Consider the following 12,589-nt stretch of genomic DNA (forward strand, 5'->3'; position numbering starts at 1 on the left):
GCCCGGTCACGCCACGGTTCATCCCGCGCGATCAGGTGATCGACATAGCGCGTATACCGACGTATCGCCGGGAGTCGGCGGCCGAGCTCGCCGCCTCACCCGAAAGGATGGAAGGGGGGTGGCTTCCGGGGAGGGGGTGGCGTGCCGTCTCTACCGTCGGATGCGTGGAGACCCTGCAGGACCGACTCGCCGACGCGCTGTTCAGTTACAGCCTCTCGGTGCTGTGCGACCAGGACGAGGCCGTGGCCGCCGTGCGGCAGACGCGCCACCTGGCCGCGCGCCACCGTCGGCGGCTGCGGCGGCCGGAGTTGGAGCGGGCGTGGCTGTACGCGCTCGCCCGCTACGTCTGCCTGGTGCGGCTCGAGGAGCGGGCGCAGGCCGGCGCGCCCCGGCCGGCGGTGGCCCAGCCCGTGACGGCACAGCCCGTGACGGCGCAGCCCGGGACGGCACAGTCCGCCGCCGCGCGGTCGCGGCTGGCGCGGCTGGCCTGGCCGGAGGCGGCGGGCACGACGCCCGCCCAGCGCGAGGCGCTGGAGCTGGCCGGGCGGCACTCGCTGGAGACCGAGGAGATCGCCGCGGTCCTCGGCGTCCGGGTCGAGGCCGTCGGGCTGCTGCTCACCCAGGGCGTGTGCGAGGTGGAACGCACCGCCGCCGCGCTGGCCGTGCTCACGGCCGACGCCTGCCCCGAGCTCAGCCGTCTCGGCCGCGGTCGCGGCCCCGTCCTCGGCCGGGCGCTCCGCAACGAGCTGGTGCGCCACCTGGACGACTGCCCGACCTGCCGGGGCACGGCCGAGCGCGGCGCGGCGGAGGGCCCGTGGCCGGGCACCTTCCGCGCGGCCGGCTCGCTGCCGTTGGTGCACCTGCCTCGCGCTGCGCTGCGCGCCACCGCCTCGGCGCTGGAGGACGTCCCCGAGCCGCGCTTCGACCGCCGGGGCTTCGCGCAGCACGCCACGCCGGAGCGGGAGCAGGCCGCGGTGGTGCGGCAGCGGGCCGTCCTCGGCTCCGTCGCGGCGGCCGTGGTCGCCGGTCCGGTCGTCGCGATGTGGGCCGTGCACGCGGGCGGTGGCCCGAGCGTTCCGGCGGCGCAGGTCACCTCGGTCCGGGTCAGCGAGCCGCAGGCCTCGCCCTCGGCGCTGGCCGCGCAGCCAGGCCTCGCCGCGGCGACGCCGTCCGCAGGGGCGACGACGCAGGGCGGCGGCCACCTCGGCGAGAACATCGCCTTCACCGTGGCCTCGCCCTCGCCCTCGGCGTCGCCCTCTCCCGCGAGCGGCACGCCGGACGCGGGCGGACGCGGCGGCGGGCTGCAGAGCGGCCCCGGGGAGCTGCGGATCGGCGCGGCCCAGTCCGGTGACCGTACGGTGATCACCCTGACGAACGCCGGCGGCAGCCCCCTGCTGTGGACGGCGAGCACGAACGCGTCCTGGCTCCGCCTCAGCCGCGACGGTGGCACGCTCGCGCCGGGCGCGCAGTTGACCGTGCTGGTGAGCGTCGACGAGTCGGCCGCGCCCGCGGACCCGTGGTCGGCCCGCATCGTCTTCCAGCCCTCGGGCGCGGTGGTCACCCTCTCCGGCCCCGGCAACCGCCGCAGCGGCCCCAGCCCCAGCCCCTCGACCGCGTCGCCCACCCCGACCCCGACCCCGACGCCTACGCCGAGCCCGTCGCAGACCCCGTCCACGAGCCCGAGCGACAGCGCTTCGCCGACGCCGGTCGCTACACACTGAGGGACGTTGCACTCCGGCAGGGGCGCGAGGAACTGCGCGAGGAACCGACGGCGTGCGGATGGTCCTCAACGCGCAGGGCCATCCGAACAGGGTGGTTTCTCGCGCAGCTCCTCGCGCCCCTGGGGTGAGTGCAACTAGAGGTCAGCCGGATGGGGAGCCACAGGGCTCGCCATGTGGCGAACGCAGTGCTCGACCAGGGCCGCGTACCCGGCCGGGCCCATCAGCTCGACGAGTTCCGCCCGGTAGCTCACGTACACGGGGTCCGCCCCGACGTGCGCGTCCGGGCTGCCCGTGCACCACCACTGCAGGTCGTGACCGCCGGGACCCCAGCCGCGGCGGTCGTACTCGCCGATGGTGACCTGGAGGTACCGGGTCTCGTCGGGGCGGTCGATCCAGTCGTAGCCACGGCGGATCGGCAGCTGCCAGCAGACGTCCGGCTTGGTCTCCAGCGGTTCGAGCCCCTCCGCCAGCGCCAGCGTGTGCAGCGCGCAGCCCTCGCCGCCGGCGAAGCCGGGGCGGTTGAGGAAGATGCACGCGCCGTCGACGCGGCGGGTGCGCTGCTCGCCGTCCTCGTCGGGTTCGCTGATGCCCTTGGGGCCGGTGCCCTGCTTGTGGAACTGCCAGGTCTCGGGGGTGAGCCGGGCCGCGTGGCCGAGGACGCGCTTCTGGTCGTCGTCGTCCGACCAGTGCGCGCCGAGGGTGCAGCAGCCGTCGCTCGCCCGCCCGGGGCGGATGCCGTGGCAGCCGCGGCCGAAGACGCAGGTCCAACGGGAGGTGAGCCAGGTCAGGTCGCACCTGAAGACCTGCTCGGCGTCGTCCGGGTCGGCGAACTCGACCCAGGCGCGCGGGAAGTCGAGGGGGACCTCGCGCTTGCGCGCGGCCTTGGCCGCCTTCTTCGCGGCCTTCTCGGCCGCCTTCACCTCGGCGGTGCTGCTGATCGTCACGTCCACTGCTGCCACCCGTACAGCGTATGCCGAGGCGCAGGGGGGAGCGTGGGGGGACACTCGGGCGGCGCATGGGCGCTCGGCCGGGTGGATGAATCGCTCCCGTCCGCCGGTGCTGTCGTCTGGGCTCAGGGAGATGTCGGGCGCATCCTGCCGTTCATGGTGAAAGCGTGTAGATCAGCTTATCTGGCTTCAATTCTGACGGCCTGTCTGCTATTCGGAAGCGGAGTCGCCGGTCCCGCCGTGGGCGCGGCACACGCCGACGAGTTCACCGTCTCCCAGGACACGATGCGCACCGGGTGGGACCCGAACGAGCCGGGCCTCACTCCCGCCCAGGTGAGCAGCTCGCAGTTCGGCCTGCAGTTCTCGACGGCCGTGAACGGGCAGGTCTACGCGCAGCCGCTGGTCGTCGGCGGCACCGTGGTCACCGCCACCGAGAACGCCGAGGTCTACGGCATCGACGCGGCCACCGGGGCCGTGCACTGGAGCAAGTCGCTGGGCACGCCCTGGCCGGCGAGCGCGATCGGCTGCGGCGACCTCGTGCCCAACTTCGGCGTGACCAGCACGCCCGTCTACGACCCGGCGACCAACGCGGTCTACGTCAGCGACAAGGTGGACAGCCCGGACAGCGCGCACCCGGCCTACTTCCTGCACGCGCTGAACCCCGCCACGGGCGCGGAGCGCTCCGGCTGGCCGGTGAGGATCCAGGGTGCGCCCGGCAACGACCCGACCCGGCCCTTCGACGCCTTCCACGAGAACCAGCGTGCGGGCCTGCTGCTGCTCGGCGGCAAGATCTACATCGGCTACGGCTCGCACTGCGACATCAACCCCTACCGCGGCTTCGTGGTGAGCGTCGACACCGGCACCCGCGGCGTGAAGCTGTGGACGACCGAGAACTCCGCCTCCAACGGCATGTCCGGCGTCTGGGGCGCCGGCGGCGGCCTGGTCTCCGACGGACCGGGCCGCATCTTCCTGTCCACCGGCAACGGCGTGACCCCGCCCGCGCACACCGGCACCAACCCGCCGGGGCAGCTCTCGGAGTCCGTGGTCCGGCTGGGCCTCAACAGCGACGGCTCGATGCACGCCCAGGACTTCTTCAGTCCGGCCAACGCGCCCACCCTGGACCAGAACGACACCGACCTCGGCTCCGGCGGCCCGCTCGCGCTGCCCGCCACCCCGTTCGGCGCGAGCACCGCGCACCCGCACCTGCTGGTCGAGGTCGGCAAGGACGGCCGGGTCTTCCTGCTGGACCGCGACAACCTGGGCGGCCGCAAGCAGGGCAGCGGCGGCGGCGACGCCGTGCTCGGGATCACCGGTCCGTTCCAGGGCGTCTGGGGCCACCCGGCCGCCTACGGCGGCGGTGGTGGCTACGTCTACGAGATCGGCTCCAACGGCCCGCTGCGCGCCCTCGCCTTCGGACTGAACGCGCAGGGCAACCCGGAGCTGCGCTCCGCCGGGGCCAGCGCCGCGACCTTCGGTTACACCTCCGGCTCCCCGGTGATCACCTCCGACGGCACCAAGACCGGCAGCGCCACCGTCTGGGCCGAGTACGCCGGCGGCCCGACCGGCGCCAACGCCGAGCTGCGCGCCTACGACGCGATCCCGAGCGGCGGCTCGATGCGCCTGCTGTTCTCCGCGCCGATCGGCCACGCCTCCAAGTTCGCCGTCCCCGCGACCAGCGGCGGCCGCGTCTACGTCGGGACCCGCGACGGGCGCCTGATGGCCTTCGGCTTCCCGGCCGGCGCCGCGCTCCAGGGCCCCGCCACCGACTTCGGCCAGGTGCCGGTCGGTTCGACCAAGACGCTCAGCCTGACCGTCAAGGCCAGCCGCCCGGTCAAGATCACTGCGGTGACCACCACGGCGGGCGGCCCGTTCACGGCCACCCCCGGCACGCTGCCCAAGTCCGTCGCGGGCGGCGGGACCTTCACCGTCCCGATCGCCTTCTCGCCGACCGCCGCCGGACCGACCAGCGGCCAGGTGACCTTCACGACCGACTTCGGCACCTTCTCGTTCGGGCTCACCGGCTACGGCACCCACCCGGGCTTCACCGCCTTCCCGCCCGCTCTCGACTTCGGCCAGGTGCCCACCGGCTCCAGCCAGACCCTGGGCGTCAGCTTCACCAACACCGGCACCTCGCCGGAGACGGTCACCGCCGTCAGCGCGCCCGGCAGCCCCTTCTCCGCGCCCGATCTGGCCGCCGCGAACGGCACCACGGTCCAGCCGCAGCAGTCCGTGAGCATCAACGTCACCTACGCGCCGACCGTCGCCTCCAGCGCCGACACCGGCTCGCTGTCGGTGACCGGACCCGACGGCACCGCGACCGTCTCGCTCACCGGCAGCGCCGTCACCGGCGCCCCGCACCTGTCCATCACGCCGACCACCACCGCCTTCGGCAGCGTCGCGGTCGGCACCTCCAGGACACTGACCTTCGACATCGCCAACACCGGCAACATCCCGCTGACCGTCACCAAGGCCGCACCGCCGGCCGCGCCCTTCCAGGTCAGCAACCCCATCAGCGAGGGTCAGGTGCTGGCCCCCGGCGAGGTCGTCCACCAGGGCGTCACCTTCTCGCCCACGGCCACCGGCAGCTTCAGCGGTGTCTACCAGATCACCGGCAACGACGGGCAGGGCCCCCAGAACGAGACGGTGACCGGCACCGGCACCGCGCCCGGCAGCGGCATCACCGTCCCGGACCCCACCGCGGGCGGCTGGCAGCTCAACGGCACGGCCCAGATCAGCGGCACCGACCTGGACCTGACGCAGGCCCAGAACAACCAGGCGGGCTCCGCGGTCTTCCCGGTGCCGGTGCTGACCGACGGCCTGAAGGCGAGCTTCACCTCCGTCATCGGCGGCGGCTCCGGCGCGGACGGTCTCGCCCTCGCCTTCCTCGACCCGGCCAAGGTCACCCCGAAGTCGCTCGGGCAGTCCGGCTACGGCCTCGGCTTCGCACCGCTGCCCGGCGTCGCCGTCGCGCTGGACACCTACAGGACGGCGACCAACCCGAGCAACAACTTCGTCGGCATCACCACCGGTCTCTCCACCACCGCCAAGGGGTTGACCTGGGCGGCCACCAGCACGGCCGTCCCGGCGCTGCGCAGCGGTCCGCACGCCGTCACCGTCGCGGTCACCGGGCACACGGTGGTCGTCACCGTCGACGGCAAGCAGGCGCTGTCCACCTCCGTGGCCTCGCTGCCGCCCACGGCGTACCTGGCCTTCACCGGCGGCACCGGCGGGCTCAACGACATCCACACCGTCCGCGGCGCCACCATCACCGCCCGCTCCTACGCCGTCCCGCCGCCCGGCCCCAACGGCTGGGTCACCAACGGCAGTGCGACCATGAGCGGGACCACCCTGGTGCTCACCCCGGCCAAGGCCGGCCAGACCGGCTCGGCCTTCCAGTCCACCGCCGTCCCCTCCGGCGCGCTCTCGGCGAGCTTCACCGCCACCATCGGCGGCGGCTCCGGCGCGGACGGCATGACCTTCGCGATGCTCGACTCGAGCAAGAGCACCGCGAAGGCCCTCGGCACCGGCGGCGCGGGCCTCGGCTGGCTCGGCCTGCCCGGGGTCGCGGTGGCGCTGGACACGCACAAGAACGCCAACAACCCGTCCGGCAACTTCGTCGCGGTCACCGTCTCCGCCAGCAACGGCAACCTGGTCTGGTCCTCGACCTCCAGCGCGATCCCGAACCTGCGCGGCGGGCCGGTCGCGGTCACCGTCACCGTCTCCGGCGGCAAGGTGCTCGTGTCCGTGGCCGGCAAGCAGGTGATCAGCGCCTCCGTGCCGGTGCCGCCCAACGTCCTGGTCGGCTTCACCGCAGGGACCGGCTCGCTGACCGACAGCCACGCCGTCAGCGGCGTTACGATCGGATACTGAGGGGCCTGGAGGCCGTCATCATGCGCAGAACCACCGCCGCGGCACCGCTGGTGGCCGCAGCGATCGTCCCACTGCTCGTGGGCGCCGCAGCCTGCGACACCCCCGACGCACCGCGCGCCGCAGCGCCTGCGGCCGCGCCGAGCGGGCCCTACACCGTCGGGGTCATCGACACCGACAACCAGGGCCGGGTCTTCACCGACCCGAACTTCCTCGTGCTCTACCACGACGACGGCGACAACCCGGCCGCGGGCAGGTTCGCCTGCACCGTCGCCTGCCTGAAGCTGTATCACCCGCTCCTGGTGCAGCCCGGGGCCACGCTGCGGATGCCGCCCGGCGTCCTCGGCACGCTCGGATCGGTCGTCCGCCCCGACGGCTTCGGGGACCAGGTGACGGTCGACGGTGTCGCCGTCTACACCTTCAGCGGCGACCAACCCGGCCTCACCGGCGGGCTGACCGCCTCCTGGCACGCCGTCCCGGCGCCCGTACGCCTGCCCGGCCCGTCCGGGAGCGGCTGAACCACTCGTGCTGCCGCGCGTCTGACCAGGGCGCGCGGCATCGCGTAGCGTGGACCCTTATGCGACTAGGCGTTCTCGACGTGGGATCCAACACCGTCCACTTCCTCGTGGTGGACGCGCACCCGGGTGCGGCACCGCTGCCCGCGTACTCCCACAAGATCGAACTGCGCCTGGCCGAGCTGCTCGAAGCCGACGGGTCCATCCGCGAGGACGGCGTCCGCCAGTTGGTCGAGATGGTCTCCTCCTCCCTGCGCATCGCCGAGGACAAGGGCGTCGAGGAGGTCCTTCCCTTCGCCACCAGCGCGGTGCGCGAGGCCGCGAACGGCGAGGGCGTGCTCAAGCGCGTCCAGGACGAGACCGGCGTCGAACTGCGCGTGCTGTCCGGCGGCGACGAGGCCCGGCTGACCTTCCTGGCGGCCCGGCGCTGGTACGGCTGGTCCAGCGGCCGACTGCTGCTGCTGGACATCGGCGGCGGCTCCCTGGAGATCGCCTGCGGCCTCGACGAGGAGCCCGACACCGCGGTCTCCCTCCCGCTCGGCGCGGGCCGGTTGACGGCGGCGTGGCTCCCGGGCGACCCGCCGGCAGCGGACCGCGTCCGGGAGCTGCGCCGCCACGTCCGGGCGGAGATCGCCCGCACGGTCGCCGAGGTCTCCCGGCTCGGCCCGCCCGACCACGTGGTCGGCACCTCCAAGACCTTCAAGCAGCTCGCCCGGATCACGGGCGCCGCCCGCGAGTCCGACGGCCCCCTCGTCCCGCGCAAGCTGCCGCGCAGCGCGCTGGAGGACTGGGTCCCGCGTCTGGCTGCGATGTCCGCGGACCAGCGGGTTCTGCTGCCCGGGGTCTCCGCCGGCCGGGCTCGCCAGCTCCTGGCCGGCGCGCTGGTCGCCGAGGCGGCGATGGACCTGTACCGCGTGGACGAGCTGGACATCTGCCCCTGGGCCCTGCGCGAGGGGATCATCCTCCGCCGACTGGACAAGCTCTCCGGGTGACCCGCAGGGGCGCGAGGAACTGCGCGAGAAACCACTGACGAGCGAATGGCGCTGCGCGGTGAGGTCCATCTGCTCATCAGTGGTCGGTCGCGCGGTTCCTCGCGCCCCTGAGGTGGTCGCCACCTGAGGACCGTGCACAAGGGTCCCTAAGCTGTATCCGTGGCGAAAGAGTCGTGCATTGTCGTGCCGAGGGCGAAGGTCGCGCTGTCCACGGCCTCCGTCTACCCGGAGAACACCGCCGCCGCGTTCGAGATCGCAGGGCGGCTCGGGTACGACGGGGTCGAGGTCATGGTGTGGACCGACCCGGTCAGCCAGGACATCGAGGCACTGCGGCGGCTCTCCGACTACCACCAGGTGCCGATCCTGGCGGTGCACGCGCCCTGCCTGCTGATCACCCAGCGCGTGTGGGGCACCGATCCGTGGCAGAAGCTGGAGCGGGCCCGCACCGCCGCCGAGAAGCTCGGCGCGAGCACCGTCGTCGTGCACCCGCCGTTCCGGTGGCAGCGCCAGTACGCGCGGGAGTTCGTGCGCGGCATCTGGCAGATGGCGAACGAGACGGACGTCCGCTTCGCCGTGGAGAACATGTACCCCTGGCGCTACCGCGACCGCGAGGTCGCCGCCTACGCACCGGACTGGGATCCGACCGCGGAGGACTACCGCCACTTCACCATCGACCTCTCCCACGTCGCCACCTCCCGGGCCGACGCCCTCGCCATGCTGGATCGGATGGGGGACCGCCTGGGGCACGTGCACCTCGCGGACGGCTCCGGCTCCGCCAAGGACGAGCACCTGATCCCGGGGCGCGGGACGCAGCCCTGCGCGGAGCTGCTGGAGCGGCTGGCGCGCACCGGCTTCGCCGGGCACGTGGTGCTGGAGGTCAACACCCGGCGTTCGCCCGGGCCCGTCGAACGGGAGGCCGACCTCGCGGAGGCGCTCGCGTTCACCCGGCTCAACCTGGCGACGGCCGCTCGCATGCCGGACAGCGTGTCCGATGGGCGGGCATGAGGGCGTAGGCTCGATCGCACGAGAGAAGGAGTTGGTCCACGTGCCGCAGCTGAGGTCCCGCACGGTCACCCACGGTCGCAACATGGCGGGCGCGCGCGCTCTCATGCGCGCCTCCGGTGTAGCAAGCGAGGACATCGGCAAGCCGATCATCGCGGTGGCGAACTCCTTCACCGAGTTCGTGCCCGGCCACACCCACCTGGCCCCGGTCGGCCGGATCGTCTCCGAGGCCATCAAGGCCGCCGGCGCCGTGCCGCGCGAGTTCAACACCATCGCCGTCGACGACGGCATCGCGATGGGCCACGGCGGCATGCTCTACTCGCTGCCCTCGCGCGACCTGATCGCGGACAGCGTCGAGTACATGGTCGAGGCGCACTGCGCGGACGCGCTGATCTGCATCTCCAACTGCGACAAGATCACCCCGGGCATGCTGATGGCCGCGCTGCGGCTCAACATCCCGACCGTCTTCGTCTCCGGCGGCCCGATGGAGGCCGGCCGGGCCGTGCTCGTCGACGGCACCGTCCGCAAGCTGGACCTGATCAACGCCATCGCGGACGCGGTCAACGAGAACGTCTCCGACGAGGACATCCGCCGCATCGAGGAGAACGCCTGCCCGACCTGCGGCTCGTGTTCGGGCATGTTCACCGCCAACTCGATGAACTGCCTGACCGAGGCCATCGGCCTGTCGCTGCCGGGCAACGGCTCCGTGCTGGCCACCCACACCGCCCGCCGCGCCCTGTACGAGGACGCCGGCCGCACGGTCGTGGAGCTGACGCAGCGCTACTACGAGCAGGACGACGCGTCCGTGCTGCCGCGCTCGATCGCGACCAAGGCCGCGTTCGAGAACGCGATGGCGCTGGACATCGCGATGGGCGGCTCCACCAACACGATCCTGCACCTGCTGGCCGCCGCGCAGGAGGCCGAGGTGGACTTCACCGTCCACGACATCGACCGGCTCTCCCGCCACGTGCCGTGCCTGGCCAAGGTCGCCCCGAACGTCGCGCCGACCACGACCTACTACATGGAGGACGTGCACCGCGCCGGTGGCATCCCCGCCATCCTGGGCGAGCTGTACCGCGGCGGTCTGCTCAACGAGGACGTCCACACCGTCCACTCCGCCTCGATCGAGGAGTGGCTGAAGACCTGGGACGTGCGCGCGGGCTCCCCGTCCGACGCGGCCGTCGAGCTGTGGCACGCCGCCCCCGGTGGGCAGCGCTCCGCCACCGCCTTCTCCCAGTCCGAGCGCTGGGAGACCCTGGACACCGACGCGGCGGGCGGCTGCATCCGCTCCGTCGAGCACGCCTACAGCCAGGACGGCGGCCTCGCCGTCCTGCACGGCAACCTCGCGGCCGACGGCTGCGTGGTCAAGACGGCCGGCGTCGACGAGTCCATCTGGACCTTCGAGGGCCCGGCCGTGGTCTGCGAGTCGCAGGACGAGGCCGTCGAGAAGATCCTGAACAAGCAGGTCAAGGAGGGCGACGTCGTCGTCATCCGCTACGAGGGCCCCAAGGGCGGCCCCGGCATGCAGGAGATGCTCTACCCGACCTCCTTCCTCAAGGGCCGGGGTCTGGGCAAGGCCTGCGCGCTGATCACCGACGGGCGCTTCTCCGGCGGCACCAGCGGCCTGTCCATCGGCCACGTCTCGCCCGAGGCGGCCTCCGGTGGCATCATCGCGCTGGCCCGCGACGGCGACCGGATCCGGATCGACATCCCGAACCGGGGCGTCGAGCTGCTGGTCCCCGAGGAGGAGCTGGCCGCCCGCCGCACCGAGCTGGGCGGTGTCTACGCGCCGAAGAACCGCGAGCGCAAGGTCTCGGCCGCGCTGCGCGCCTACGCGGCGATGGCCACCAGCGCCGACAAGGGCGCCGTGCGCGACGTCACCAAGCTGGGCTGACGGGTTCGCACCCGCTCTCCCCGCATAATCGAAGAATGTCCGAAGGAAACCCCTCCGCCACTTCGTCCGTCGAGGCGCCGTCCCTCCGCTGGTTCGGCACGACCTGGGTGGACCGGGGCCCCGACTACTGGCTGCGCCGTGTCGCTGTGAGTGTCGGCGCCCTGGTCGCGGCCGTGGCGGGGGGTTTCCTCATGCGCCTGGCCGTACAGGGCGTCATCATCGCCAAGACCGGCTCGTTCATCGAGATCGTGCTGATCCTGGCCATCGCGGTCTGCAGCTGCGTCGGCGCGCTGCGCACCTGGAACGTGCTGACCCAGGGCAAGGAGTCGCTCTCCGGTTGGATGGCCGACGACAAGTCGATCAGCGTGATGCTGATCGTCGGCTTCGTCGGCTTCGTCGGCTCGCTGGTGGCGTACTTCCTGCGCAGCCTCGTCGAGGCCCCGGGCGAGGGCGTCGCGCGCACCCGCTACGAGCTGGCCGTGGCCGCGGCCGCCCGCCGCAAGGCCGCACCGAAGGCGGGCGCGAAGGCGGGCGCGAAAGCCCGGCGCAGGCGCTGACTCACGGCTGCCGGACGTTCTGGCACCGGCCCGCCGACTGCCCCGGTGAGGGCAGGGGCTGGGCCGTGTCGTAGGGATCGACGGCGGGCCCCGAGCCGAGCCCGTCCCCCGGGGTGGTCGGGAAAGCCGGGTTGAGGTAGCCGTCGATCAGGGCGCAGCTGTCGTTCGCGGTGTACCCGTTCGTCGGGCTCACGTAGAGGTGCGCGGTGTCGACCACTGAGTGCGCCGGGCCGTGGAAGACGAAGTCCAGCACCCGGCGGGCGACCACCCGGACCACGGCGGAGCCGTTCGGCGCCTGCCGGGCCGCGTAGACGAAGTCGACGTCGGCGTGCACCGTCATGCCGCCGGTCCCGTCCGGGGACGCGGTGAGGGTGCCGCGGACCTTCACCACCTGACCCACCGGGCGCACCTTCGCCGGGTTGAAGCGGCTCAGCCACATGACGGGGTCGTCGTAGCGGCTCGGACGGACGAGCGCCCCGGCCAGCAGTCGGCGCGGCTCGGATGCCAGCATGTCCAGCACCGGCTGGGCCGAGCCGCCGCCGAGGATCTGCGGATTGAGGTAGGCGACGACGAGGTAGAGCCGTGCCTCGGCCAGGTCCTGGCCGACCGTTGCCGCGGAGAGGTTCCCGACGGGCTTCGCGGGTGGCAGCACGATGCCGTCCGCGTTGTCGGACCACGAGGCGGCCGGGCTGCCGGCGAAGGGTGCGGCGAGCGACGGCACGTCCGCGCCGGACGCGGAGGGTGCGGTGCCACCGGCTGTCGGCGCGTGCCGGGGAAGCCGGCCCAGCAGCCCGGAGAGGGCCAGGGCGCCGATGGCCAGGGCGGAGGCGAGCAGCACCGCGACCAGCCTCGGTACCCGCCACCGCTTCTGCTGCCGCGGTGCCTGCTGCTCCGGCAGGCTCCAGCGGCGCCCGCCCGGATCGACGGGCGGTGCGTCCCGCCACTGCGCACCGAGCATCCGCGCCCGCGCCGACGCCTCCTTCTGCGCGGCTCCGCGCACGAACTCCTCGTTCAGCTCCAGCCCGTCGAGCGGGTCAGGATCCGCCGCTCCGTCACCCGTGATGTCCCCCATGGCGCCGCAGTATGGGCGCGAC

General features: G+C 73.2%; 9 protein-coding genes. 7 read left to right on the top strand and 2 right to left on the bottom strand.

The window, feature by feature from the left end:
• Nucleotides 1–164: 164 nt before the first annotated feature.
• A complete protein-coding gene (locus BMY61_RS17745; RefSeq protein WP_042452094.1) occupies nucleotides 165–1,721 on the top strand; it encodes a BACON domain-containing protein in 1,557 nt (518 codons plus the stop codon).
• Nucleotides 1,722–1,855: 134 nt separating this feature from the next.
• Here BMY61_RS17745 and BMY61_RS17750 read toward each other — a convergent pair whose 3' ends face one another.
• Nucleotides 1,856–2,641: a DUF3109 family protein gene (locus BMY61_RS17750; RefSeq protein ID WP_042452290.1), complete on the bottom strand. Its 786-nt coding sequence runs from the start codon at nucleotides 2,639–2,641 to the stop codon at nucleotides 1,856–1,858.
• 267 nt (nucleotides 2,642–2,908) lie between these two features.
• On the opposite strand from BMY61_RS17750, the gene BMY61_RS17755 reads away from it, so the two are divergent.
• From BMY61_RS17755 to BMY61_RS17780, 6 genes are all read left to right on the top strand, one after another.
• Entirely contained in the window at nucleotides 2,909–6,538 is a 3,630-nt protein-coding gene (locus BMY61_RS17755; protein ID WP_052438994.1) for an Ig-like domain-containing protein, read from the top strand.
• Between the two features lie 20 nt (nucleotides 6,539–6,558).
• Nucleotides 6,559–7,053 (top strand): COG4315 family predicted lipoprotein, encoded by a 495-nt coding sequence (locus BMY61_RS17760; RefSeq protein WP_042452091.1) that lies wholly within the window; start codon nucleotides 6,559–6,561, stop codon nucleotides 7,051–7,053.
• Nucleotides 7,054–7,112: 59 nt separating this feature from the next.
• A complete protein-coding gene (locus BMY61_RS17765) occupies nucleotides 7,113–8,042 on the top strand; it encodes a Ppx/GppA family phosphatase (RefSeq protein WP_042452090.1) in 930 nt (309 codons plus the stop codon).
• Nucleotides 8,043–8,201: 159 nt separating this feature from the next.
• Nucleotides 8,202–9,047, top strand: a complete 846-nt coding sequence (locus tag BMY61_RS17770; RefSeq protein WP_425314693.1) for a sugar phosphate isomerase/epimerase family protein — start codon at nucleotides 8,202–8,204, stop codon at nucleotides 9,045–9,047.
• A 40-nt stretch (nucleotides 9,048–9,087) separates the two neighbouring features.
• Nucleotides 9,088–10,938, top strand: coding sequence for a dihydroxy-acid dehydratase (ilvD, locus tag BMY61_RS17775; RefSeq protein WP_042452088.1), 1,851 nt, complete (start codon nucleotides 9,088–9,090; stop codon nucleotides 10,936–10,938).
• A 35-nt stretch (nucleotides 10,939–10,973) separates the two neighbouring features.
• A complete protein-coding gene (locus tag BMY61_RS17780) occupies nucleotides 10,974–11,495 on the top strand; it encodes a hypothetical protein (protein ID WP_042452087.1) in 522 nt (173 codons plus the stop codon).
• 1 nt (nucleotide 11,496) lies between these two features.
• On the opposite strand, the gene BMY61_RS17785 is transcribed toward BMY61_RS17780, so the two are convergent.
• Complete coding sequence (locus BMY61_RS17785; RefSeq protein WP_042452084.1) at nucleotides 11,497–12,567, bottom strand: SCO2583/SCO2584 N-terminal domain-containing protein; 1,071 nt, start codon at nucleotides 12,565–12,567, stop codon at nucleotides 11,497–11,499.
• Between the last annotated feature and the right edge of the window lie 22 nt (nucleotides 12,568–12,589).

The organism is Streptacidiphilus jiangxiensis, from assembly GCF_900109465.1.
GTDB classification, from domain to species: domain Bacteria; phylum Actinomycetota; class Actinomycetes; order Streptomycetales; family Streptomycetaceae; genus Streptacidiphilus; species Streptacidiphilus jiangxiensis.

What these genes read in the sequence shown, in the direction of transcription:
- BMY61_RS17785 (WP_042452084.1), bottom strand. Translation starts at nt 12,567, where the DNA reads ATGGGGGACATCACGGGTGACGGAGCGGCGGATCCTGACCCGCTCGAC.
- BMY61_RS17760 (WP_042452091.1), top strand. Translation starts at nt 6,559, where the DNA reads ATGCGCAGAACCACCGCCGCGGCACCGCTGGTGGCCGCAGCGATCGTC.
- BMY61_RS17780 (WP_042452087.1), top strand. Translation starts at nt 10,974, where the DNA reads ATGTCCGAAGGAAACCCCTCCGCCACTTCGTCCGTCGAGGCGCCGTCC.
- BMY61_RS17765 (WP_042452090.1), top strand. Translation starts at nt 7,113, where the DNA reads ATGCGACTAGGCGTTCTCGACGTGGGATCCAACACCGTCCACTTCCTC.